The sequence below is a fragment of the Providencia sp. PROV209 genome, from assembly GCF_028479485.1.
GTDB lineage: Bacteria > Pseudomonadota > Gammaproteobacteria > Enterobacterales > Enterobacteriaceae > Providencia > Providencia alcalifaciens.
In genome coordinates, this window is the sequence record NZ_JAMPNR010000001.1 from 21,613 (window position 1) to 47,684 (window position 26,072).

The following is a 26,072-nucleotide window of genomic DNA, read 5'->3' on the forward strand; positions in this document are numbered from 1 at the left end:
ATACCTAATATTAGATTCTTGGCAGGGACATAACTTGCTGGCACCAGTGCTCTTGCTCTGGAGTGCCTTCAGTGCGTTGTCCGTACATTTGCGCGATTTGATTGCCTTGATCATCAAACACTTCGAGGCTTGTCACAAAACCATCTTCCGTTGGTTTACGCGTAACCCAACATTCAGCGACGCCATTTTCAATCATGTGTAGGGTGAAATCTGGGTTGAAAATATTCAACCATTTGATATCAGAACCTTCAGTTTGATGAGGCATCAAACGTTTGATTTTCCCTGTGAAAATTTGCACACACCCACGGTTACCCACGAAAATCATGATTTCATTTTGATCTGCTAAAGCGGTATTCACTAACTGATTGAATGAATCATTCGGCACTTTCCAAGCTAAATCATCGCTGACTGCACTAAAGACTTGCTGACGGCTTAAGTTATTTTTCTTTAGTAAAATGAAGAATTGGTGAACATCCGTCATATTGCGCCACTCTTGCTCGAGCTGTTGTTTTAACTCATCGCTGATAGGTTGTGGGTTATATGGCTGTGCTTTTTCAACAGTTAACAATGGGTTTTCTGTGGACATGTATTTTTCGATAAGTGCATTCCATGCATCCATATCGGTATCATTGGTGGTATACACTTTATGCAGTGCATCACCGTGTTTATCGAAGAATTGAATGCTGTGGCGTTCGCCATGCTTAGCGTCTTCGGTTAAAACAAAAATACTGTCCCAATGCGAGAAAAACATGCGCAGATCGAGTGCGCCAGGGTTAAGAATTAAACCGCCATGAGGACTAAATCTTGCGTTTTCATAGCGTCCAACTTGCTCATGAACCACATATTCATTGCGCGTAATGGCTTTGACTGGACCGACAGCTTCCAAGGCAGTTAATAACGTTGGCGCATCAATGATAAGGCGTTTTGCCTTATCACGCCCAACGCGGCTATGCAGTAATTCCCCTTCAGAAACATTTAGATAAGCAGCGAGATCTCTCGCATACTTAGCTTTATTATCTGCTTTGGCTTGTTGATAACGTTCGAAAAGTGCTGAATTCACAGGTTTCTCCTTTATGTAGTGTGAATTACCATTGGAAGCTGACGAGCAGCTTAGCATTACGACCATCTTGGGGAATCCCCTGAGAGGAGTAATACTCTTTGTCAAAGGCATTTCCTAAAACGACACTGGTATCTAACCCTTTAAGACTTCCATTACCTTGATAATTTAAATAGAAATCATGAACGGCATAGCCCGCTTGTTGTTTTAGCTTGGATGTTTTATCGAAATCGGTATGGGTCGTGAACTCACCTAACCAACCCACAGAAAAGCCGCTGTCTGCGACAGGAATAGAAAGATTACTGGTCAGCGAGTCTGGTTTAATGGACTCAATAGCATTGCCAGTGTGTTCATTGATTCCAACGGTGTGGTTGTAAGCAAGACCCCATGCAAAGTAGTCAGTGGTATAGTCCAGTGAAACGTCGGTTCCCCAAATTTTGGCGCGCTTAGTATTGATGGACGTGGTGTAGTTATTGTCCCAATTAACGCGGTCTGGATGGACGTAAGTATTAATATAATCCTTGGCTTTAGTATCAAAATAACTCGCTTTAAAGCGCAGGTTATCCCGTGCCATGAGCAAATCATCAAAGCGTAAGCCAAAACCATATTCCGCAGTACGGGTGGATTCAGGTTTTAGATTGGGATTTGGACGCCAATAGTTGGAAATTGGGCCGCCTTTGAAATGGAGGGAATCGTTATACATCTCCATCATCGTTGGTGCACGGAATGCCTCGGAATAGGAAGCAAATAGCATGGACCATTCTGTTGGCGTAATACTTACAGCCGCTTTTGATGACCATTGATCTGCGTTGACATCTTTGTTGCCTTTTGCGGTGGATTTATAGTTGTCATAACGCGTCCCCAAAATAAAGGACACAGGCAGATCTTTTAAGGTGATTTCATCTTGAATAAAACCGGAGGCAAATGTGATTTCTGCATCAGGGAATTGCGTGGTTGTGGCGTAAGGTGTCTGTTTTTGGCGATAAGCTTCGGTACCGTACGTGAAGTTATGCGCAGCTAATGGTAAATCGTAGACATTGGAACGATTATCCAGTTTGAGTCCGTAGGTTTTTTGGCTACGTCCTTCATAGTTGGATTCCTTACCTTTAGAGGTGATATTCACATCAGAATAGTAAGGGGTGACTTTCAAGTTAAGCCATGGGTTATCATTTGGGTTAATCTGATAAGTTGCTTGAAGATCACGTTGGCGAGTCGTGCGATTCACCTTTTTATTATCATTACTGGCGCTGAGCTGTTGCGGATCTTTTGGCTCGTAAGCATCGTTATTGTAATAACGAATTTGTCCTGAAAGGGTTTGCGAATCATCCAACTGCCATGTTCCTTTACCCAGCATATTGGCAATAGTTTCTTTATTGTCCATCTTCTCGCCACCACCAAGACGGGTATCACCGACTTCTTTGGTCACAAAGCTGAATAATCCATCAAAATCCTCTGTGCGCCCAAATGTTGAGCCGCCAAAGCCAAAACTGTGATCTCCCGTAGCGCCTTGCGTAAAGACACGGAATCCTTGATTTTGCCCTTCACGCAGTAAATCTTTTGCATCCACAGTTTCCCATGCGATTACGCCGCCCATGGCTCCGCTTCCATACAGTAAGGCAGATGGGCCACGAATAATTTCCACTTGCTTGATAAGCGCAGGGTCAAGGAATGTGCCGTTAATATGTCCGGTATCGGTACCTTGGCGGATGCCATCAACGAGCGTCAAAATGCCACGACGGTCAAAGCCTCGCATACTGATATCTTGACCATTAGTTCGGCTAGTCCCTGTGAGTGCAATTCCTGGAACTTTACGCAAAATATCATTTGCGTTAGTTGCTGTTTTGGTTTCTGGTGAGTCATTTTTAATGACGGTCACCATCATAGGGGTGTTGAAACTATCTCGTTCGTTACCCGTGGCATACACGGTCATCACATCATGGTGATTGCTGGCGGGTGTTTTTTCAGTCTGTGCAGTTGCCATCAGAGGCAACAGGGCGCTTGCCAGCACAGATAAACGTAAGACTTGAGACATACAGGTGATACTCCCTAAAAATTATTAACTCTTTGATGAGTGAAATACAGGATTAAGAATAGTTTTATCATCAGAGCGTTATGGCGTGCTTATAGGGTCTTGAGACGGTGACGCTTTCAATGGAATAGGTGAAAAGGGGTATTTGAACCCAATAAGCGATGATAGGGTTCGAAAGTGCGCCTTGAGGTTATCCAGATTTACAGCAGCAAAGCCCGTAATAAACACCATAAGAAACTGTGTCCTGATGTATAGAGTTAAGCTGGCTGCCTAGTATCATGACGTAGGTGGCTTGCGAGATAGATTGTATTTTTGAAACAAACTGCGTTGTGAGTACGAAAAAACTACTTAGTTAAAATTAATTTACCCGTACGGGTTTGTCGTAACTGATAAATTTCACCACGATGTTCAATGGCAATTTTGCCCGATGAACCTAATAATTTTTGGCTTTCAATCAGCCCATTTTTGACTGAGTAATCTGCCAATGAGCTTGATTTTGTGGTTTCGTCAATAAGTTCAGAAAGTGGCTTGGTCATATTATTCACCACATAAAATTTACTGGTAATAAGAATGATATTGATAATTATTATCTTTAAAAAGATTGCTAATATCAAGTGATTTTCACAATCCACCAACAAAAGAGTTACATGGTAAATGAGTACTCTATTTATGATTCAAATAGGCAGTTATTTTGCTTTTTGATGATGGATTGAACTTGACCTTCAGATCACTCAAAAGTATTACTACATATTGGCTTTTAATAGCTCAATACATTCTTGTGCGCCGCGTTTGAGTACTTGACCTTTTAAACACACTACATGAATGGGGAGTGCTAATCCATTTGGTGTATTTTGAAATTCTAAACGTTTGAGTGAACCTGCTTTTAACTCAGTTTCAACTAATGACGTGGGTAAATTTCCCCAACCCATTCCTTTTCTGACCAAACCCAATGCCATTGTGAAACTGTCAGTACGCCAATAATGGCTGGAAACAATGGAACGGCAGTCACTAATTGGGTGATGAGAGCTAGCGACAACGATTTGGCGTGTTTGCACAAGATCTTCGATGTAGAGCGCACGATTATGCTCAATTGAGGGATGATTGGCACTGATAGTGGCAATGAGCGACTCATAACCAATACATTGGAATTGCTCTTGGGCATTGATATATAACCCGCCAAAAGCAATCGCTAACTGGAGGCGCTTACTGTGCAATAACGGCAAAATATCATCCTGAGGGGCGGTAATCAGTTCAACATGCATCAAAGGATAGCGCTGGCTCAGTGTGTGTAATGCATCCAGTAATACATTGGGATTAATTCCTTCCGCAACACCAATCGTCAGTGTACTTTCTACCCCTTGTGTTAGCTCTCGCGTGAACACATTCAGCTGGCGTAAATTATCAACAATATTACGCGCGTAAGGGGCAAGAGAAAGGGCCTGTTCAGTGGGTTTAGGCTCCCGTGTATGCCGCTCAAACAGTGAAAAACCTAATTCAGCCTCAAGGTTAGCAATGGCCATACTGATGGCAGAAGGGACTCGGTGTAGTGCTCTTGCCGCAGCAGAAAAGGAGCCTTTATCAAGTACAGTTAAAAAAATCATGAGGTTTTCGCTGTTAAATGGCATATCTCACCTTTCAGTTTTATTGATAGTAGCTGACTTTTATTATCATTAATGTTGATTTAATTTACTAGCTTTCAGTAAACAGAAGGCGAGATAAAAGATGCAGGGCATTAAACGTAAAGTGGTTTTTATTACGAGCTACGAAGTGATTGGTTGGATGATTTCATCGTTGGGATTGGCATTGCTTTCCGGTAATTCGGCGGGAACGACAGGACCATTAGCATTAGTGATTACGACGATAGCGGTGAGTTGGAATTTTGTTTTCAATGTGGCATTTGAATATTGGGAGTCCAAACAAAAATCCAGAATTAGAACCTTTAGACGCCGTCTTGCCCATGCCGTGTTATTTCAGTTGACGCTGGTGGTATTTTTAATTCCACTGATTGCGTGGTGGTTATCAGTATCGCTTTGGCAGGCATTAGTTCTTGATTTTGCACTGATTATTTTTATTCCAATTTATACTTTCTTCTTTAATTGGGCATTTGACAAAATTTTCGGACTGCCAAAATCTGCGTTGGCGCAGGACGAAACCGTTGCATAAGACAAGGCGATGATTGCAGGATCATCACCTTATCTATTAGGGTTATTTGACACTAAAAATCCGATGATATCCTTTGGGATTCAAGCGTAAAAATAGCAGTAATGTAACGATCACTAAAACAAAATGGAGTAGCCAAACTGGGGTGAAACTGTGGCTAAATTGCTGCAATGAGGCGGCAATTAAAGGTCCAAATGCTGCGATAATAAACCCGCCCGCTTGCATTAAGGCGGTAAGGACACCGGCACTGGCAGGGTGAGCGATATGGTCTAAAGAGGCAATGATGGTTAAGGCGAAGCAGCCACCGAGCCCGCACCCCAGAAGCCCGACCCAAAGTAATGGTAACGAGTTAGGAAATAGAATTAACCCAGCAAATCCGCAGGCTTGGCTCACCAGTGTGACGGTTAACCAAAAACGGCGATCAATATTATGAGAAGCCAACACCGGAATCATCAGCGCGGCTGCGGCTTGGAAAATGGTTAAAATAGCGACCAGCGAACCACTTTCCGTTGCACTGAATCCTTGTTGTTGAAAGAAAGGCGCCAGCCACGTTACTACCGTTGCGTAACCTGCATTCACTAAGCCGAATCCCGCCATGAGTAACCACGCTCGAGGTTGCTTAAGATAATTAAAAACACTGAGCTGCGTTGTGGCATGGGGCATTTTTGACGAACGGATATTCACGATGATGGCAATCAAGGCGAGTAAGGCTGGAAATGAGAGCCATGCAAGTCCGCTCTGCCAGCTTCCAGAAAGGCGTGTAATCAGTGGCGTCAATTGAGCACCCAGTGCGCCTCCTACCATTAATGTTGCGGAATATAGCCCCGTCATTGTTGCCATTTTTTGCGGGAATGAAAATTTTATCAATCCGGGGAAAACGGCTTGAATATAGGCAGCCCCTATACCACATAAGAATGCTGTCAGTAATAATGCATTCGCATCAGAAACAAATAATCGACAAAGAGAGCCGACGAGTAGAAATAACATCGCGAGGCTAATACCTAGCTTATCGCCTAATTTCTGATTTAAGGCAGGCACTATCAAGGCACCAAACCCCATCAATAGCATAGGAAGCAGTGTTAACAGTGAAACACTCTGATAGCTCATTCCTGTTGTTTGAATGATATTGTCGATGACTGGACCTGGTCCCGTCATAAATGGGCGCAGATTGATCCCGACAAGGGCAATCGTTAGGGTCAAACCAAAAGACGCGGGAAGTGATTTTTTTATTTTCATGAATGGTGTCGCTGCCACCGTGTACGATATAAGGCAGACTGTGTTTCATCTTCCACGATGATGGCACCAAAGGGGCGTCTACCCTCTGCCACATTATCCGCGGCAAGGGTAATTATGCGTTGTAAAAATTGTTTATCGAGCATAGTTTGTGCACCTGACTTTTCAAGTATTCAAATACGGTGATGGGCGAGCTTACACGATGCCATTTCAAGCATGTCCATCGAATCTATTATTTCCTTTAATCCAATCAAAAAACCGTGATATTTAAAAATCAAATAGCTCAATTCAGGGGATTAATTGAATGAATTCATTACGTCACGTCGTGTTGCTGAAAACCTTTGATTCATCAGAGATGGTCTGTGTACAGGGGAGCAACATTAGTTCGCGATGGGTTTTAGCAAATCACTATAAAGCTCAGCTAAAATGCCATTTTTCATAAACTCTTTTCTAATCCATTGTGTGACTAGCCCTGTTGCGGAGTGCTGTGTAGCTAGTAGCATATGAGAATCCTGCCTTGGATTTTGAATTTGTTTGGTGACTAAAACACCGTTTTTAACGTGCTCCTTCACCATATAGTCGGGTAAAAAACCGATGCCTTCCCCTAAAATTTGGCATTGGCACTTGGTATTAAAATCAGGTACCTGAATAGCTTCTTGTCCGTGAAGCAACCAGCCAACACGTTTATTGATCGTGTGGGCGGTATCTTCCACCATGATGTTTGGATAAAGACGTAATTGGCTTTCCGCGATGGGTTCCGGCATTAAGGCTAAAGGGTGGCTGGATGCGATGGCAAATTGCCAGTGAATAGCGCCAATTTCCGTATAATCAATACCTCCGCCATCCATGAGTGTACCCGGCGCCCCAATCGCAATATCGGCATGATTGTTAATAATGGCATCCCAAACCCCGTTATAGACTTCGGTGGTGACTGTAATTTGGCAAGTACCAAACTGTTTTTTTAAAATTTGCAGTAATTTTGCCGTATGGTAAGGGGTGTAGATCAACTGATTAATACAGATACGAACGCGAGCTTCAATGCCTTGCTCAATAGAGTCGATGCTTTTTTTAATCAAATGAAAGTTATTCAGAAGATCAGTCGCTTTGCGATAAAAATAGTATCCTGCTTCGGTTAACTCAATATTGCGCGTATCGCGAATAAATAGCGCGACGTCTAAGTAGGTTTCGATGCGTTTTATCGTGTAACTCACCGCGGATGTGGTAATGCCGAGTTCTTCAGCCGCTTTACTGAAGCTGGCAAATTTAGCGGCGGTGGTGTAGGTCAATAAATTCTCTTCAGTAAATATCGAGTTCATGTAGATTATTCCATCGTGTGCGAAAATTCACCGAAATCGCTGTTTCTGTGAATAAAATTCAAGAGCTTAAAAAATAGACTGTTTATTGATTGTTTTTGATAAGCGAAGGCGGGATAGCATATCTGCTTTCGCGCTTTAACAGTATTTAATTTATGTCATGACAAAAAGCAACTAATGAAATGACTGTTTATATCCAAAATACTTAATATTATTGAATTTAATTGTGATTAAGGTATTCGATTTTATCGAGATAATAAACATAAAAATCACAATGTTAACAATTTTAAAACCTTTGATTTGATGCACATCACAAAATTGAAGAAAGAATAAATTGGCAAATCAATTAACAAGATAACTTGGTTAAATTGTCTATTAAATAAACAAAAAAACATCATAAAAGGTCGGTGAAGGGTGCTTTTCCGCACAAAAATGGTTGATTGTTGAATTTAAATCAATAATTAGACGGCCGATTGATGAATTAAATTTAAATGGATTCTATTTATTAATGGCAATTGCTATGCTCTAACCATTCTCAATAATCTTTAATTCATATTTAAACTGGCTATCTGGAAACTTAAAATAGCTAAGTGTGGAGAGCGCTATGACAGAAAGTACACTCATTCAAGATTTTCTTAAAGCAGCGGAACAAGGTCAATTAGATATTTTGAAAAATTGCCTTGAAAAAGGTGTTGATATTAATAGCACTAATCGCCAAGGTCGAACGGCGATTGTGAATGCGAGTTTAAATCAGCATTATGAGTGCGTTTCTTTTCTGATTAATGCTGGAGCAGATATCAATAAACAAGACCAAACATGTTTTAATCCATTTTTATTAAGCTGCCTGAATAATGATTTAACATTATTACGCTTAGTTTTACCGGCTAATCCTAATTTGGATCTGTTAACACGTTTTGGTGGTGTAGGGATTACGCCAGCGAGTGAAAAAGGGCATGTTGAGATTGTCCGTGAACTATTGGAACACACCGAGATTAATGTCAATCATACCAACTTCGTTGGTTGGACCCCTTTACTTGAAGCCATCGTACTTAATGACGGTGGTGAGAAGCAGCAGCAGATTGTGAAACTATTATTAGAGCACGGTGCTAATCCACACATGACTGATAAATATGGTAAAAAACCATTAGAGTTAGCACAAGAAAAGGGTTATCACGAGATTGCTGAATTATTGATTGCAGCGGGTGCATAGCCATCCCTAAGGGGGATTGTGAACAACGATCAATCTCAGCGGCAAATCATTTATGGGCTAACGGCTGACGCGCATTTTCTTCATCTGTTGCATCAGCCACAATTAACGGGATGCATAGAGCAGGTATTTAATAAAGCAATTAATTTTTCGGTTAATCATCAGCTTTATACACTGCTCAGTTCTCAAATTGATAATGCACCGAATAGCTGCCGATTAATTAATAAGGACTTTTTATCTTGTAAAATAAATGTAGGTGACTCAGTTTTTATTTTAAATAATGAAATTCATATTGGTGAGAATTATGCGATTTCATTTTTATTATGTACGACATGGAAACCATCTACTATTTATTTTGTTGCTGAAAAAATAAATGATAAGGATTATTTGTTTTTTCTGAAATCCAAGTTTAATGAAATAGATTCTATTTTAAATAAAAGAACCCATTCTCTTTTTAATTATCAAGGGAATAATCTTTTCTATCTTGAATCATCCAAAAAATTAAATGAATTACGGTTTAGTTTAATTAATGCCTTAATGAATAAACAGTCGTCAGAAGTAGCCAATATTGTGAGTCAGTTTATTGGTCTAGGGATTGGGCTAACACCGTCTGGGGATGACTATTTAGTCGGATTGATGGCCTTTTTGTTGTTGAAAAATCACCCTGCGAATTCCTTCTATATCAGCTTTTATCAAGGAATTTTACACAGCAAAGGGAATACAACACCCATCAGTGCCATTACGTTAGAAAAAGCGCTAGATCAAGGTTACCGCGAAAACATGCATCAACTCATCCAGTGTTTAGTGGATGGGCGAAACGAAAATACTTATCCAAAAATTTTAGAGATTTTAAATATCGGGTCCAGTTCAGGTTGCGACATGCTATTTGGCATTCGTGATGCGCTGTTTCTGACCCATTATTTCGGAGAAACACATGTCGACTAAAGTTGTCATAAAGAAGAATACCTATTTTGATTCCGTATCATTAATGTCTATTTCCACCAAGGCAAACCAACTGGAAAATGTTGAACAAGCATTCGTGGCGATGGCAACAGAAATGAATAAAGGTGTTTTAAGAAACTTAGGTTTATTAACACCTGAATTAGAAGAGGCAAAAAACGGCGATTTAATGATAGTAATTAAAGGCCCAAGTGAAGATGCAAATGACGCAACACTTATTGCCATCGAGGAACTTTTTAATAAGAAAAACCAAGGTGGCGGTCAGCACGAAGCCAAGTACGCCACAATTAATTCAGCAAAAACGCATATTCCAGAGGCTAACTTAGCCATTATCTCGGTGAATGGGCAGTTTGCAGCACGTGAAGCGCGTATTGCACTTGAAAATGATCTTAACGTGATGCTGTTCTCCGATAATGTCTCGATTGAAGATGAACTGGCTCTAAAACAGCTCGCTAGCCATAAAGGTTTATTGATGATGGGACCTGACTGTGGGACGGCGATCATCAATGGTACCGCGTTATGTTTTGGTAACAATGTGCGTCGCGGTAGCATCGGGATTATTGGCGCATCAGGGACAGGAAGCCAAGAACTCAGCGTACGTATTCATGAATTTGGCGCTGGTGTTTCCCAGTTAATCGGGACGGGGGGCCGTGATCTGAGTGAAAAAATTGGCGGCATCATGATGATTGATGCACTGAAAATGCTGGATGCAGATGATGAAACCCAAGTTATTGTACTCATTTCGAAGCCACCAGCACCTATGGTTGCCAAGAAAGTGTTAGAACAAGCAGAAAAATGCCATAAACCAGTGGTGGTTTGTTTCTTAGGTAGCCAGCCATTACCGGATGACAAACCAGGCTTAACATTTGCTCAAGGTACCAAAGAAGCGGCACTGAAAGCCGTGTTGCTGACGGGTATTCGCAAAGAAGATTTAGACCTCCATCCTCTCAATCTACCTTTAATTGATGAAGTGAGAGAGTTACTGAAACCGGAACAAAAATACATTCGTGGTTTATTCTGCGGCGGAACGTTGTGTGATGAAGCGATGTTTGCGGCGTTAGAAAAATACGATGATGTTTACAGTAATATTCAACCTAACCCTGACTATCGCTTAAAAGATATCAACAAAAGTGTTGCTCATACCTTCCTAGACTTTGGTGATGATGATTTTACCAATGGTAAGCCACACCCAATGATTGACCCAACAAACCGTATTGAACGTTTACTGCAAGAAGCCCGTGATCCGGAAGTTGGCGTGATCATGATGGACTTTGTGCTTGGTTTTGGTTCTCACGAAGATCCGGTTGGCGTGATGATTGAGGCTATCAAAGCCGCCAAATCAATAGCAAAACAGGATGGTCGTGAGCTGGTGATCCTCGGTTATGTATTGGGCACTGACCAAGATACGCCATCGATGGATGCTCAAGTCAAGATGCTGACTGATGCAGGCGTGATCTGGGCGAGTAGCAGCACCAATACAGGTTTATTAGGACGTGAGTTTGTTTGGAAAGGGGAAAAAGCGTAATGACTTCATTATTTAAACAACCATTGAACGTAATTAATATTGGCATTGAAATGTTCAGTGATGATCTGAAAAAACAGCACGTTCCGGTGACTCAATTGAACTGGACGCCGCCAGGTCAAGGTAACGTAGCTGTGATCCGTGCGCTTGACCAAATTGAAGGTAATGCCACGTTACAAGCGAAAATCGCCGCAGCGAATGCGCAAGCTCTTGAACGCATTATTCAGTCTCAGCCTGTATTAATCGGCTACGACCAAGCGATTAATGTGGTTCCGGGTATGACGAAAAACACCATTCTACACGCGGGTCCTCCAGTGGCTTGGCAGGATATGTGTGGCGCGATGAAAGGGGCAGTGACGGGCGCGCTCGTTTTTGAAGGACTTGCGAAAGATTTGGCGGATGCAGAGCGTGTAGCTGGTTCTGGCGAGATCATTTTCTCCCCATGCCATGAGCATGATTGTGTGGGTTCCATGGCGGGTGTGACATCGGCATCGATGTTTATGCATATCGTTGAAAACAAAACCTATGGCAACCGAGCGTTCACCAACCTGAGTGAACAGATGGCAAAAATTTTACGTATGGGCGCCAATGACCAAAGTGTGATTGACCGCTTAAATTGGATGCGTGATGTTCTGGGACCTATGTTGCGCGATGCGATGAAAATCGTCGGTGAAATTGATTTACGTTTAATGCTAGCGCAAGCATTACACATGGGTGATGAATGTCACAACCGCAATAATGCGGGAACAACCTTGTTGATCCAAGCATTGACGACGGGGATTATTCAAACCAATTTCTCGGCCGCTCAGCAAAAAGAAGTCTTTGATTTCGTTGCAAGTAGCGATTATTTCTCAGGTCCAACATGGATGGCAATGTGTAAAGCTTCAATGGATGCAGCGCACGGTATCGAGTACAGCACAGTCGTGACGACCATGGCTCGTAATGGTTATGAGTTTGGCTTACGTATTAGTGGGCTACCAGGACAGTGGTTTACTGGACCTTCACAGCAAGTTATCGGTCCGATGTTTGCAGGGTATAAACCGGAAGATTCGGGGCTGGATATTGGTGACTCAGCGATTACGGAAACGTACGGTATTGGCGGATTTGCGATGGCAACGGCACCGGCTATCGTAGCGCTAGTCGGGGGAACGGTTGAGGAAGCGGTCGATTTTTCTCGCCAAATGCGAGAAATCACTCTTGGCGAAAACCCGAACGTGACGATTCCATTGTTGGGCTTTATGGGCATCCCGACAGCGATTGATATCACGAAAGTTGCGGCAAGCGGGATTCTACCGGTGATCAACACAGCTATCGCGCATAAAGATGCGGGTATCGGAATGATTGGGGCAGGAATTGTACATCCTCCGTTTGATTGTTTCGAAAAAGCCATGCTTTCTTACGCGAAACAATATGCCTAGTTGTTATTTAGCTCAATATTAACTAAGCAAAAAATAATGCCCGATTTCGGTCGGGCGATAAAAATAAAGCAACGCATTCCCTGAATTATTCAGTGGCATAAGAGATAGACCGTCAACAACGTGCTGCTTATGGTGTGAGGGGAATGGGAGTAAGAATATGAGTCTATTAAATATTAAATGGAAACGTGGTGATTTGGCGGCTTATTTTGGTTTGATGACCAATAACCTCACGAACCTACTCACCATGATGGGCTTACTGATTTTTGTTGTCGGCATCCCAGCGGAAATTGTTTATGGTCGTATTGCCCCTGCATTTGGTTTTGCAGTATTACTTGCCAGTGTGAGCTACGCTTACTTTGGTCAGCAAATGATTAAGCAAACAGGGCGAACTGACGTCACAGCATTACCATCAGGTCCAAGTGCACCTTCTATCTTCACGGTCACTTTTTTAGTTATCATGCCGGTTTATCAAACCACGAAAGATCCTGAATTTGCGCTGCAAATCGCGTTGGTTTGGTGCTTTGTTGAATCGATGATTTTAGTGGGCGGATCTTTCTTGGGTGAAACCATCCGTAAAATGATCCCTCGCACCGTCTTATTATCTTGCCTATCAGGTCTTGGATTACTGCTACTGGCAATGAACCCGATGTTGCAAGCTTTCGAAGCACCAACGGTTTCCTTTATTGTCCTGCTGTTAATTTTCATTAACTGGTTTGGTAAAAAACCTATTTTTGCACGTATTCCTACCGGATTATTACTGCTTATCGCGGGGTCAGTCTTGGCGTGGGTTTCTGGGTTGCAAAGCCCCGAAGCGATTACGGCATCCATGGCATCATTTGGCTTTAACCCGCCAAGTATTCATGTGGATAGCTTTTTCCAAGGTTTACCTCATGCACTGCCTTACTTAGCATCCGCAGTACCATTAGGCTTAGCTAACTATATCTTCGACCTTGAAAATATTGAAAGTGCTCATGCCGCAGGTGACGAGTACAACACACGCAAGGTGATGTTAGCAAACGGCTTATCTTCAACGGTGGGTGTGGTACTGGGTAACCCATTCCCAGTCACTGTTTATGTTGGACATGCTGGTTGGAAAGCCATGGGCGCGAGTGTCGGTTACACCTTGGCATCCGGTATCACGATGTTCATCGTACCGCTATTTGGTATTGGAGCATTTATGTTAGCGGTGATCCCAATGACTGCGATTGTGCCTATCTTGGTGTTTATCGGGGTCGTGACCGCAAACCAAGTTGTTCGAGAAACGCCGAAAATTGAAGTACCCGTCATTTTCATCTGTCTGTTCCCATGGATAGCTAACTGGGCATTGACGATGGTCAATAGCGTGATGGGGGCTGCAGGGACATCTGCAAGTGCCATTGGTACGGAAGTTTTATTACACAAAGGTGTTTATTATCAAGGTCTTGTTCATTTAGGTAACGGTGCACCACTGGCGAGTATGTTATGGGGCTGTATTGCTATCTTTGCTATCTTAAATAAACCGTTACGTGGTGCGATTGCAGCAGCAGTCGGTGCGGTTTTGGTCTTCTTCGGTATCATTCACTCTCCTGCAGTGGGCATTGCGACAGGATCAACATTGATGTTTGTCTACGCATACCTCATGATGGCCGCTTTGTTTGTTATCAAACATTTTTTAGATGGTCGCCAAACGGTGGAGCAGCAACAAGCTGAGAAAGCTGAAAAGCTTAGCAAATCAGCGTAATAAGCCAATCTTTATAGTGGGTGTACTCAGTACGCCCACTCTCTGCCAAATTTTCGGTATCAGGATAGTTAATCATGAAAGAACTCGTGGTTGTTGCCATCGGGGGCAACAGTATTATTAAAGATAACAGCAGCCAATCCATTGAAGCTCAAGAAAAAGCAGTTCAAGAAGTGGCTCAGCACATCAGCGATATGCTTAAAGGTAATTACAATATTGTGCTGACTCACGGTAATGGACCGCAGGTAGGGTTGGATTTGCGTCGCGCTGAAATCGCTCATGTGACGGAAGGCCTACCGTTAACACCTCTGGCTAACTGTGTAGCAGATACTCAAGGGGGAATTGGCTATTTAGTTCAGCAAGCACTTACTAACGTATTAGCTCAGCAGCAGCATCGCCAAGCGGTAACTGTCGTGACTCAAGTCGAAGTGGATAAGAATGACCCTAACTTTGCTGCCCCGACGAAGCCAATTGGTGCGTTTTTCAGCAAAGAGCAAGCTGAGTTGTTGCAAAAGGAGAACCCAGACTGGCATTTTGTGGAGGATTCGGGACGTGGATACCGCCGCGTGGTGGCATCCCCTGAACCGAAGCGTGTCATTGAATCAGCGGCCATTCGCACATTGACCGAACATGATTATGTGGTTGTGGCGGCGGGTGGTGGTGGGATCCCTGTGGTGAATAATGGACGGGGTGGTTATCAAAGTGTGGATGCCGTGATTGATAAAGATTTATCGACGACATTGCTGGCTAAAGAGTTGAATGCCGATATTTTGATCATCACCACGGGCGTTGAAAAAGTGTGTATTCACTTTGGCAAACCGGAACAAAAAGCGCTTGGTGAAACTTCCACGACGGATATGCAGCGTTATATGGCAGAAGGACATTTCCCTGCGGGGAGCATGCTACCGAAAATCGAAGCCAGTTTATCGTTTATCGCTAATGGCGGTAAGCGCGTGATTATCACGACTCCTGAAGCGCTGCCTGCGGCGTTACGCGGTGAAACAGGAACCCACATTATTCAAGGCTGAGTCTCACTCGACCTCACGATATGAGGTCGAATTATCGATGATAAGGAGTTGCTATGGATGTAGAACAATTGTCGGGCAGAAGAGAATTTCTGACCACGAGTGCAAAAGTGGTAGCCGCTTGTACATTATTAGGAGCGATGTCTGCGGGAGCAGCGCCACAAAATGTACCGCAATCTGGTGTTTCTCGTATTGAGGATAAGCATTATTATTTAGATGATGCATTACTGGAAACGGGCTTTAACTTCCGTGATAGTACGGTGATTGGGACACAAACTGCGTTACAAACCATCGAGATTAATGATGGGAAAATTGTGGCGGTTTTACCTAACAAGCAGCATCCTAACTCAGCGTTGAATGCCTATAGTGCACAGGGTAAATTGATGCTGCCTGCATTTCGAGATATGCATATCCATTTGGATAAAACCTTCTACGGCGGACCTTGGCAAGCACCGCAATCCCGTGAAGGTAAAACCATTATGGATATGATCACGTTAGAGCAGAAAATGTTGCCTGAATTGCAGCCTTTCACTCAGGAACGAGCGCATGCATTGATCGATCTGATTCAATCCCATGGTTCGACCATCGCGCGCAGTCATTGCAATATTGAACCTGTTTCTGGATTAAAAAACCTTGAAGCACTGCAAACGGTGTTGGATAAACGTCAGCAAGATCTCACCTGTGAAATTGTGGCTTTCCCTCAACATGGTTTACTGCTATCAAAATCAGTCCCTTTGATGCGAGAAGCGATGCAAGCGGGGGCGCACTATGTGGGCGGGCTAGATCCGACCAATGTTGATGGGGCGATGGAAAAATCCCTTGATGCGATGTTCCAGATTGCACTGGATTATAACAAAGGGATTGATATCCATCTGCATGAGACAAGCCCGGCAGGACTTGCCGCTATCAACTATATGATAAAAACGGTGGATGAAAACCGAAGCTTGCGTGGCAAGGTGACAATTAGTCATGCCTTTGCATTAGCCATGTTAAATCCTGAAGATGCCGATGCGATGGCAAAACGCTTGGCTGAGCAGCAGATCACTATAGCCTCGACCGTGCCTATCGGGACATTGCATATGCCATTAAAAACGCTGAATAAAAATGGTGTGTTTGTGATGACAGGGACTGACAGTGTGATTGATCACTGGTCGCCATTTGGTCTCGGGGATATGTTAGAAAAAGCCAACTTATATGCGCAGTTGTACACGCGTCCGGATGAGTTGGCATTATCTCGTTCCCTTGCCATCGCCACGGGCAATGTATTGCCGTTGGATGAAAAGGGCCAGCAAGTGTGGCCAGCAAAAGGCGATGATGCCAGTTTTGTGCTGGTGGATGCCTCTTGCTCAGCAGAGGCGGTTGCGCGTATCTCTCCAAGGCAAGCTGCGTTCCATAAAGGGTATTTGGCCAGTGGTGCAGTTGAAAAGTCATTAGGCTGAGAGCCGTTGTTTATATAGGCGTAGTTAATAACACATTGATCTATAATATTAATCTATAAGGAATAGGTTGTAAATCAAGGTTATAAAGCCCACATTGGTGGGCTTTTGTATTTTTATGACGTAGCGAATTTAAATGCGAGGAACTTAATCGTTTTTATAAATCGCGACTTGCGGTTTACCATCATTACCGATTGTTCCGCGATACATGCCTTCAGAGTTAAACTCCATGGCATAGTTACCTGATTTATCTAACACAATCACTCCACCACTTCCGTTGAGCTCTTTGACTTCATCCAGTGCATTACGGGCTGCTTGGTCAATCGGGGTTTTGTTGTATTTGACTTGAGCGGCAATGTTATGTGCGGTGGCTGTGCGGATAAACATTTCACCAGAGCCGGTGGCGGAAACTGCGACAGTGTTATTGTCTGCATAGTTACCCGCTCCAATAATTGGAGAGTCACCAACGCGACCAAAGCGTTTGTTAGTCATGCCGCCCGTGGAGGTTCCTGCCGCAATATTGCCGTTTTTATCGAGTGCGACCGCGCCAACAGTGCCATATTTATAGTCATACATCATCGGGTCAACAAAGAGAGCCGCATTTTTGCCATCGTGATCGAGAACCACTTTCTCTTTTTCTTTTGCTTTTTGGAGCTGTTCCCATCGGAAGTCGGTACGAAAGTAGGATGGATCAACAATTTCAAGGCCTTGTTCTGCCGCGAATTGTTCCGCACCTTTAGATACCATCATGACGTGAGGGCTTTTGGTCATGACGGCATAAGCGGCATTAATCGGATTTTTGATATTGGTGACGCCCGCGACAGCACCTGCTTTGCGGTTGCTACCATCCATAATAGAAGCATCCATTTCATTTTTACCCTCATGGGTAAATACCGCCCCTTTCCCTGCGTTAAACAGTGGGGAATCTTCCATGACATTGATCGATGCTTGAACTGCATCGAGGCTGCTGCCTCCTTTGTTGAGTACGGCATAGCCGGCTTCCAACGCTTGTGTGAGCTTTTCTTGATACTCTTTTTCTTGTTCGGGAGTGATAGTGTTTTTTGTAATAGTACCGGCTCCCCCGTGGATCACTAATCGGATTGGTGGCTCGCTTGCTGCATAAGCGTGCAAAGAAAATGAAGCTGCAAATAAACATCCTAGTAGAGATAATTTCATGTGTTATATCCTTCCAGTTATTTAGTTATTAGTCACTTTTTGAGCAAAAAAAGTATAGGATTGAAAATAGATAGCTAACAATATTGTTCGGTAAGTTCTGTGAGAGTGATTGAAATAATTGCTTGGAATTTCAGTAAGACAAGACAGAAAATGAGTGGTTATGAAGAGGACGCGTTTTGATATTTGGCGATGGTGAGATCGCCAAATGATGGGTAATTTACTTTGTAGCAAGCTCTTTTCGGATAATCTCCGCACCCGCGCTTAAGGCATTGAGCTTACCTCTAGCAACGTCGCGCGATAATGGCGCCATGCCACAGTTGGTTGATGGGTACAGCTTATCTGCATCAACAAATTGAAGAGCTTTTCGCAAGGTATTGGCGACTTCTTCCGGCGTTTCTATGGTATTTGTTGCCACATCAATGGCGCCGACCATCACTTTCTTTCCGCGGATCAGTTCAATTAAATCCATTGGTACATTGGAGTTGTGGCATTCTAGAGAAACAATATCAATGTTTGAGCTTTGCAGTTTTGGGAAAGCTTCTTCGTATTGTCGCCATTCTGAACCTAGCGTTTTTTTCCAATCGGTATTGGCTTTGATACCATATCCATAACAGATATGTACCGCTGTTTCACATTTCAGCCCTTCAATGGCTCTTTCTAGCGCAGCAATTCCCCAGTCGTTTACCTCATCAAAAAACACGTTAAATGCTGGTTCATCAAACTGGATAATATCGACCCCCGCAGCTTCTAACTCTCTCGCTTCTTGGTTAAGAATCTTGGCAAATTCCCACGCTAATTTTTCACGACTTTTATAATGATTGTCATAGAGTGTATCAATCATGGTCATTGGACCGGGTAATGCCCATTTTATCGGCTTGTCGGTTAACTGGCGTAAATACTTGGCATCTTCTACAAACACGGGTTTTTGACGAGCGACTGCACCGACCACGGTCGGTACGCTGGCATCGTAACGGTCGCGAATTTTAACGACCTGACGCTTCTCAAAATCGACACCGCTCAAATGCTCAATAAAGGTCGTGACAAAGTGTTGACGAGTTTGTTCGCCATCACTGACGATATCGATCCCAGCGCGCAGTTGGTCATCGAGTGATAAACGTAGCGCATCTTGTTTGCCTGCGATAAGTTCTTCGTTATGCAATTTCCATGGCGACCAGAGTTTTTCTGGTTCTGCTAACCAAGATGGCTTAGGTAAGCTACCGGCAGTTGAAGTGGGTAATAATCTTTTCATGACAGGTGACCTTTTATTTTATTTTTAGTTATGCGTTATTTTGTGAAAGCGAATTGATTTTCTAAATCGATGCGCTCTATTAAGCCGAATACTGTGCAGACCATTTTTCCAGAATGTTTTGATAGGGTTTAATGAAGTGTTCTTCAGTAAATTTCCCTTGCTCAATGGCGAGTTGGCTGCGCTCTTCTCGGTCATAGACAATTTTGGTTAATGAATAATCCTGTTGATTCAGGCTTGGCTGGTAGTATTCTCCCGCCACCGCGTTGGCATTATAAATTTCAGGACGGTAAATTTTTTGGAATGTTTCCATTGTGCTGATAGTGCTGATTAACTCAATGTTGGTGTAGTCGCTCAGCAAGTCTCCCGTAAAATAAAAAGCTAAAGGGGCAACACTATTTTTCGGCATAAAGTAACGGACTTGTAAGCCCATTTTGGCGAAGTATTGCTCTGTTAAAGAGGCATTAGATGGCTGATATTCAATACCTAATATAGGGTGCTGATTTCCTGTACGATGGTAAGTCTCTCTATTAGAAACGCTCAAACAGATCACTGGTGATTTAGTAAAATTGGCTTTGTACTCATTGGAATGAATAAAAGACTTGAAAATATTGCCATGTAAGCAGCCAAATTTATTTGGAATGCTAAACTCAGCTTTATCTTTATTATGTTCCAGCAGTAACACGCTAAAATCATAGTCCCGCACATAAGATGAAAAGTTATTCCCGACAATGCCTTCAATTCGCTGCTGAGTTTTCTGATCGATAATGTTAGTTTTTAAAATTTCAATCACTGGGAAAGTGCTGCCTTTCTCCTTGATGTTCATTTCTACAGAGATAATTTCCAGTTCAACAGCATAGCGGTCGCTTGTAGGGTTATCCCAAAAGACCAGTGAGTTGAAGCGGTTGTTGATCATCGTCAGTGTGTTACGTAAATTTTCTTGACGGTTTTTGCCTCGCGCTAAATTAGCAAAGTTCGTCGTAATTCGCGTATTTTCTGATGGATTATAGTTTTCATCAAAAAGGCTGCGTGTAATGTTAAAGGTAAAGTGTGTATTCATCGTATTCTGCATCCTAGCTGTAACTCTAATAGGAAAACGGCGTTCACTGCTTGATTGCCGAGAAGTTGCCTGTTTTCTCATTCATCAATCTTATGTTGCCAGTAAGTTAATATGTTTAATTTATGCCAGAGTGAGGAAGGGAGAGAAAGCGACTTAATTTCATTACCAACATGAACAAATTTCATGATGATAAAATAGGGGGGATAAATGGGTGTGATTCTAAAGGCATTCCCTTGTGAGGAGGGGCGTTAATTTGACTTGCATTTTTTGAGTTTATCTCTACTAGATAATATATTTGTTTCTCTTAAGAATCATCTTAAAAAAGATTCATTTCTTAGCATTTTATTTTTAATCTATCTTCATTTAATCCTGCTCTATAGAATAGAAAGTTAATAGAGTAAATTGAGGGTAAATAATGTTTTACACTTTTTCCGAAGGAATAAATGTATGTTTGTTAATGTTGTGTTAATTTATTTGAAAGGTTATTTATTTCAGAATAAATTGTGATAGGTTAATACAATGAATTGATTTTAAATGGGTTTTCTTTCATTTTTATTTTTATGGTTAAATAATATGCAAGACAGAATAAAATAGCATTTAATGTGAAAGATTTTCATGGATGCGATGGGGTTGTTAAGTGATTTTTGTCAAACTAAGTTGGTTAGCTACCTGATTTTTAAGTTATAAAAAATCATAAATTTAAGACTCGGGGCCTAATGTCAATTGGGGTTATCGTGTCAATTTATATTTTTTATCTTAAAAATCATATGAGTATATTTTAAATCTCAATGTAAATGATAAACGTAAAAATAGTATTTATCATCACTCATTATTTGCGTGTGAATGAGTGCCTTATTTTATTTTTAATTGAAATTATAAGTTTTTATATATAAGAAAGTAGTGTTTGGAATTAAAAAAAACAGAATATTATTATTTATAATAGGTTGTTGTGCTTGATAAATATTTAAATAAAATATGATCTAATATGAAAGATTTGAAATCATATGTAAACTTAACTCTACATGTATATTGTATAAAATAATCCATAGCCATAAAGATAAAAATATTTAATGAATCTATTTGATTACATCACTATTGTGAAACTAGCAATATTCATTATCGAATAAGGAATACCTTATATTATAGGGCTATCTACCTAGCTATAATTTGAGGGTTAGGAAGTAGGTTTAATTTATGACACTAAGGTCGTTATCTCTTATGAAAAAAGAAAAATTATATTATATCAGTCAACTGATAGGAAAATGTATGCAGGAATACCGCATAGAAAAGGGAGTTAGTGGGGAGTGTGTTGCAAAAAAGTTAGGTATTAGTCAACAACAATTATCTCGATACGAGCGTGGTGAGAATGCTCTCACTGTTGATGTATTATTTAAATATTTATTAATTATTGAGGTTAACTTCCCCGATTTTTATCATCGATTATTTTATACCATTGGGCGCCACCCTAAATTATCGATGTATATTTCAGGTTTAAACGGATTCGGCTGGGAACTTGATGATTTAAAAGATTATTATACATCAGCAATTGTATAGGTATTAAAGCTAAAACTTTTCTGTTTAGTTGGCTTATCTTATATTAATATAAATATATTGGATTAGACCTATCATAGCAGAGAATAGTACTATGCCAAATAAATTACCCACTGCTTTTTCTCGTATAACACGCAGCTCTGGGCGTGCTAATAGTATATTAACAGTGACTCTGCCTCTTTTGTTGGTATTAATCGCAACATTATTCTGGAGTGCCAATAGAATCGTTCACCATGAAACTCGACGATTAGAAGTCGAATTCAAATCCTTTATTGGTTATTTGCTCGAACAAGAAGTTTTTTTAAAAGCATTAAATAAACAAAATCAGGATTTATCAGAACTGCTTGAAAGTCGAACTTATTCAATAAATGATCAGTTTTTACCGAAAGATTGGCCATTAAGACTGCTAGAAGGAAAAGAATCTATAGTCGCAATGCCATTTACGTTAGCGTGTGGCAACAATTTAGAGTGTTCGAGAGTCCCGAGTATCTTATTTTCACTCGGCGCATATTTAGCTGATTTTTACTCCACATTTTGGGGGCGATCATACTACCCTGCGGCTGCGGTGTTCTTTATTAATGAGCATGACTATATCAGTATTAGTGTCCCATCCGTAGGCACGCTAATGGGGAATAGCGCCATATCTCCTGAATTGTTTCGTGCAGTCACCGATAGCATTAGAGATAATGTACCATTAATAAATAAACGGTTTGCTAGCATACAACACGACGGACAAGAAATGCCCGTTATTTGGCTAAAAGCAGATAAATTTAAAAATAACTTGCTGGGTATCGTTCCCGCAGGTTTTGATGCTAATTTATGGCAAAATGCGCATCTCTCCCCTAAGAATATTTATGCAGTTTCTCTATTAAGTAAAGATCATCTCAGTGTGCTCGAAAAAGTATTGAACCCAACATTGAGGCATGAATTCTGGTTATTACATGATGATTTTGGTTTATTACTAGGGGATTCTCCAGTGCCTGTTGAGCCATCAGAAGGTATTTTTTATACTCAAAATGGCTTAGTCATGAAGCTAAGTTTTAAAGACACAGATTGGATAGGCTATTACAGAATTAGTTATGCTGCATTTTTCGAAGATAATATGTGGTTACCTATTAGTTTTGTTATATCTCTACTTTTTAGCCTTTTATGTGGTTGGGGATATAAGCAGTGGTACCATAGAAAAATTCTACAGCCAGCAATACTTTCTCAGCAAGTTATCGTTGAAAGCGAAGCGTTTAATCAAACATTGATTGCAACAACGCCGATTGGGCTTTGCGTTATTGATAAAGAAACTCAAGATCTTCGTTTTGCAAATGTGCTCGCCCAGCATTGGTTAAATATACCCAATACAAATTTCCCTCACGATTCCATTGTATATAATGAACTATTAAGCCGTGTTATTTCTGATCAGAAACAAGTGACAACTGTTTTAAAATCAGGGGGACACGTATTATATATTGTGAGTACTGCAACTCAGTATCAGCAGCGCCCTGTTATTTTATGCGCATTTACCGATATCACAATACAAGCTGAAACTGAAAAACAGCTTAATCATGCTAAACGCCTTGCAGAAGAAGCGAATCAAGCAAAGTCTAATTTCTTAGCCACAATGAGCCATGAGATACGCACGCCACTTTATGGCATTATCGGGACATTAGAATTATTAGAAAACACCGCGTTATCACCTAAGCAAAAACACTTTATTGATAGGATGTCAACAACGTCTCAGTTATTAATGCACCTGATTGGGGATATTCTTGATATCAGTAAAATGGAAGCTAATCAAATCCATATTCAACACAAATCATTTGATCTACTCGATTTAATACAACAAACCGTTCAGTTATATCAAGGTCTGGCTCAGCAGAAAAAGTTACTGCTATTTGCTATTATTGATCCCAATATCTATGCTGCCAGAATCGGTGATGCTACAAGGCTACAACAAATATTTGGTAATCTAGTCAGTAATGCTATTAAGTTTACTCATAATGGAAAGATCACGATTGAATTAAGGAATGGTACAAATAACAATATAATATTGTTTGTCAATGATACCGGTGTGGGAATCAGCCAAGAACAGCAAGAAAAACTGTTTGAGCCTTTCTATCAAGCTCACTCTGGGCAGCATACCTATGGTGGTACTGGTTTAGGCTTATTTATCTGTGCCGAGTTAGTAAAACTTATGGGGGGAGAAATTAGCGTAACCAGTGAACTTATGGTTGGTAGCTCTTTCCAAATTACTTTACCGTTAGAATTCGATCAAAACAATATGCAGTGGAAAAGTTTAGCTGGCTCGAATATCTGGCTACGAACAATCGACCCATTATTAACCGATAATATTTATAATTGGTTAATTCAATGGGGGGCAAACGTTTATTTGACTGAAGCGGAATTACCTGAAGACACATCATCGGTTATTGCTGTCAGTATATTAATTCAGGATTTCTCTTTACCTCAAGATTGGCATGGAAAGATATGGGTCAGCGATGATGCAAGTTTTCGTTTATCGGAATTTAATCAACAGCTCTTTTTATTAAAGGATGAAGATAACTCAGCATTACCCTTAACATGCCCAATATTACAAACACCTTCATATGCTAATGAATATTCTTTGCGAGTTTTAGTGGCAGAAGATAATCCGATTAACCAAGTTACGCTTCAAGAACAATTAGAATTACTCGGTTGTGAAGTCTTTATGGCAAGTGATGGTGAGGAAGCTTTAGTCGTTTGGGATAATCAAGTGATCGATATTATCTTAACTGACGTTAATATGCCTTATCGCAATGGCTATGAATTAACTAAGCAATTGCGTAGTGAAGGTGAAACGTGTCCAATTATTGGTGTAACAGCCAATGGCTTAAAGGATGAAGAGGAGCGCTGTTTAGCCGCAGGAATGGACACTTGGCTAGTGAAGCCCATTGAGCTAGAAACGTTAGTCAAATTATTTAATCGTTTTTTCCCTATCTATTCTCCAATTATATCTTCGGATACAGTCACGATGGCGTTGATTAATCCACTTGATAGCAGTGATAGAGCGAATATTATTCAACATTTTACGGCTGATATTCATGCCCTTTACCAAGCCGTAAATGATAATAATATCGACGTTGTAAAACAGCTTTCTCATCGTATTCGGGGGGCTTTAGTCAGTGTAAAACAACGTGACCTAGCCAGTAAACTTCAAGTACTAGAAGAACAGTTAACAGAATCCAATATAGCGGAGTCCTATACCGCGATTTGTGATGAATTAACCCATTGGCTAAATCAGCTTAATCAAATAAATGGTGCGTAATGCAATAGCTAATCAGTGCTTGGTTATTTTCAACTCTTAATTTACGCATTGCCGCATTTTTTTGTAGGCTAATCGTCTTATCACTTCTGTTGAGCAGCTTCGCAATTTCAACAATCGGCTTACCTTGGACAAATAATCGCAATACCTCTAACTCACGAGGCGAAAGTGTTTTCACTCTTTCATCCAGTGTGGAGGCATTGCGGCTTTTCATTGTTGTCGTTAAATCAACAATAGGCTGGCGATATTGCTTTCCTTGACCGGCTAAAGTGATTGCTTTGATTAATTCTGGCAATGGCGCTTCTTTCGAGACAACAGCATTGACATGGTTGTCATATAAAGTTTGGATAATCATTGGATTGGAGATCATCGTTAATACGACCAATGCAGTGTTTGGGTATTTTCGGCGTAGAAATTGGATATAATTTTGCCCATCACTGGATAGTGTGTTATTGGGCATCATGTAATCAGTCACAATCACATCAACAGTGTGGCTATTTAAAAAAGCAAACAGATCGGAATCATTCGTAAATTCCCCTTCAATAGAAAAATGGAGTGATTGGGATAATGTTTTTTTTAATCCCGATAGGACAATTGGATGGTCATCGACGAGGACTAAGGTTAACTTTTTCATCTAAGTTACTCCTTATGAGGGGGCTTGATATTTAGT

The 26,072-nt window shown here is 41.3% G+C and carries 21 protein-coding genes; 10 read left to right on the forward strand and 11 right to left on the reverse strand.

The features are described from left to right. Window positions 1–10: 10 nt before the first annotated feature. The 4 genes from PR795_RS00100 to PR795_RS00115 form a co-directional block, all read right to left on the reverse strand. A complete protein-coding gene (locus tag PR795_RS00100; protein ID WP_006658078.1) occupies window positions 11–1,060 on the reverse strand; it encodes a hemin-degrading factor in 1,050 nt (349 codons plus the stop codon). A gap of 25 nt (window positions 1,061–1,085) precedes the next feature. Next, window positions 1,086–3,089, reverse strand: coding sequence for a TonB-dependent hemoglobin/transferrin/lactoferrin family receptor (locus PR795_RS00105; protein ID WP_006661205.1), 2,004 nt, complete (start codon window positions 3,087–3,089; stop codon window positions 1,086–1,088). A 341-nt stretch (window positions 3,090–3,430) separates the two neighbouring features. Next, window positions 3,431–3,622, reverse strand: coding sequence for a hemin uptake protein HemP (hemP, locus tag PR795_RS00110; RefSeq protein ID WP_006661206.1), 192 nt, complete (start codon window positions 3,620–3,622; stop codon window positions 3,431–3,433). Between the two features lie 207 nt (window positions 3,623–3,829). After that, window positions 3,830–4,711 carry a LysR family transcriptional regulator gene (locus tag PR795_RS00115; RefSeq protein ID WP_006661207.1) on the reverse strand — a complete coding sequence of 294 codons (882 nt, stop codon included), beginning with the start codon at window positions 4,709–4,711 and terminating at the stop codon, window positions 3,830–3,832. A 97-nt stretch (window positions 4,712–4,808) separates the two neighbouring features. Between PR795_RS00115 and PR795_RS00120 the strand changes: the two genes are divergently transcribed. Further along, on the forward strand, window positions 4,809–5,249 hold the full coding sequence (locus PR795_RS00120) for a PACE efflux transporter (RefSeq protein WP_006658082.1): 441 nt from the start codon (window positions 4,809–4,811) through the stop codon (window positions 5,247–5,249). A gap of 42 nt (window positions 5,250–5,291) precedes the next feature. Here PR795_RS00120 and PR795_RS00125 read toward each other — a convergent pair whose 3' ends face one another. The 3 genes from PR795_RS00125 to PR795_RS00135 all read right to left on the reverse strand — a co-directional run bounded on the left by PR795_RS00125 (window position 5,292) and on the right by PR795_RS00135 (window position 7,795). Further along, window positions 5,292–6,482, reverse strand: coding sequence for a cyanate transporter (locus PR795_RS00125; RefSeq protein ID WP_036968274.1), 1,191 nt, complete (start codon window positions 6,480–6,482; stop codon window positions 5,292–5,294). Next, a complete protein-coding gene (locus PR795_RS00130) occupies window positions 6,479–6,625 on the reverse strand; it encodes a hypothetical protein (RefSeq protein WP_181480108.1) in 147 nt (48 codons plus the stop codon). Before PR795_RS00130 ends, PR795_RS00125 begins: the two co-directional genes overlap by 4 nt. A gap of 234 nt (window positions 6,626–6,859) precedes the next feature. Next, entirely contained in the window at window positions 6,860–7,795 is a 936-nt protein-coding gene (locus PR795_RS00135) for a LysR substrate-binding domain-containing protein (RefSeq protein ID WP_006658085.1), read from the reverse strand. Between the two features lie 601 nt (window positions 7,796–8,396). Here PR795_RS00135 and PR795_RS00140 point away from each other — a divergent pair. The 7 genes from PR795_RS00140 to PR795_RS00170 all read left to right on the forward strand — a co-directional run bounded on the left by PR795_RS00140 (window position 8,397) and on the right by PR795_RS00170 (window position 17,080). Then, window positions 8,397–9,002, forward strand: a complete 606-nt coding sequence (locus PR795_RS00140) for an ankyrin repeat domain-containing protein (protein WP_006658087.1) — start codon at window positions 8,397–8,399, stop codon at window positions 9,000–9,002. 87 nt (window positions 9,003–9,089) lie between these two features. Beyond that, entirely contained in the window at window positions 9,090–9,944 is an 855-nt protein-coding gene (locus PR795_RS00145; RefSeq protein ID WP_272516538.1) for a DUF2877 domain-containing protein, read from the forward strand. Next, a complete protein-coding gene (fdrA, locus tag PR795_RS00150) occupies window positions 9,934–11,484 on the forward strand; it encodes an acyl-CoA synthetase FdrA (protein WP_006658089.1) in 1,551 nt (516 codons plus the stop codon). Before PR795_RS00145 ends, fdrA begins: the two co-directional genes overlap by 11 nt. Further along, window positions 11,484–12,899, forward strand: coding sequence for a DUF1116 domain-containing protein (locus PR795_RS00155; RefSeq protein ID WP_272516539.1), 1,416 nt, complete (start codon window positions 11,484–11,486; stop codon window positions 12,897–12,899). Before fdrA ends, PR795_RS00155 begins: the two co-directional genes overlap by 1 nt. Window positions 12,900–13,056: 157 nt before the next feature. Then, entirely contained in the window at window positions 13,057–14,619 is a 1,563-nt protein-coding gene (locus tag PR795_RS00160) for a hypothetical protein (RefSeq protein ID WP_006658091.1), read from the forward strand. Between the two features lie 74 nt (window positions 14,620–14,693). Then, window positions 14,694–15,644 carry a carbamate kinase family protein gene (locus tag PR795_RS00165; protein ID WP_006658092.1) on the forward strand — a complete coding sequence of 317 codons (951 nt, stop codon included), beginning with the start codon at window positions 14,694–14,696 and terminating at the stop codon, window positions 15,642–15,644. A 53-nt stretch (window positions 15,645–15,697) separates the two neighbouring features. Next, window positions 15,698–17,080: an amidohydrolase family protein gene (locus tag PR795_RS00170; protein ID WP_006661216.1), complete on the forward strand. Its 1,383-nt coding sequence runs from the start codon at window positions 15,698–15,700 to the stop codon at window positions 17,078–17,080. A gap of 144 nt (window positions 17,081–17,224) precedes the next feature. Here PR795_RS00170 and PR795_RS00175 read toward each other — a convergent pair whose 3' ends face one another. The 3 genes from PR795_RS00175 to PR795_RS00185 all read right to left on the reverse strand — a co-directional run bounded on the left by PR795_RS00175 (window position 17,225) and on the right by PR795_RS00185 (window position 20,559). Next, entirely contained in the window at window positions 17,225–18,253 is a 1,029-nt protein-coding gene (locus tag PR795_RS00175) for an isoaspartyl peptidase/L-asparaginase family protein (protein ID WP_006658094.1), read from the reverse strand. A gap of 217 nt (window positions 18,254–18,470) precedes the next feature. After that, entirely contained in the window at window positions 18,471–19,502 is a 1,032-nt protein-coding gene (locus tag PR795_RS00180; RefSeq protein WP_006661217.1) for a methionine synthase, read from the reverse strand. A gap of 79 nt (window positions 19,503–19,581) precedes the next feature. Beyond that, window positions 19,582–20,559, reverse strand: coding sequence for a DUF1852 domain-containing protein (locus PR795_RS00185; protein ID WP_181480104.1), 978 nt, complete (start codon window positions 20,557–20,559; stop codon window positions 19,582–19,584). A gap of 1,218 nt (window positions 20,560–21,777) precedes the next feature. Between PR795_RS00185 and PR795_RS00190 the strand changes: the two genes are divergently transcribed. Together PR795_RS00190 and PR795_RS00195 are read left to right on the forward strand one after the other, a co-directional pair. Next, on the forward strand, window positions 21,778–22,113 hold the full coding sequence (locus PR795_RS00190; protein WP_006661219.1) for a helix-turn-helix domain-containing protein: 336 nt from the start codon (window positions 21,778–21,780) through the stop codon (window positions 22,111–22,113). A gap of 91 nt (window positions 22,114–22,204) precedes the next feature. Beyond that, window positions 22,205–25,405: an ATP-binding protein gene (locus tag PR795_RS00195; protein WP_272516540.1), complete on the forward strand. Its 3,201-nt coding sequence runs from the start codon at window positions 22,205–22,207 to the stop codon at window positions 25,403–25,405. On the opposite strand, the gene PR795_RS00200 is transcribed toward PR795_RS00195, so the two are convergent. Further along, window positions 25,383–26,036 carry a response regulator transcription factor gene (locus tag PR795_RS00200; protein ID WP_036975119.1) on the reverse strand — a complete coding sequence of 218 codons (654 nt, stop codon included), beginning with the start codon at window positions 26,034–26,036 and terminating at the stop codon, window positions 25,383–25,385. The two genes, PR795_RS00195 and PR795_RS00200, sit on opposite strands and share 23 nt — an antisense overlap. Window positions 26,037–26,072 lie beyond the last annotated feature (36 nt).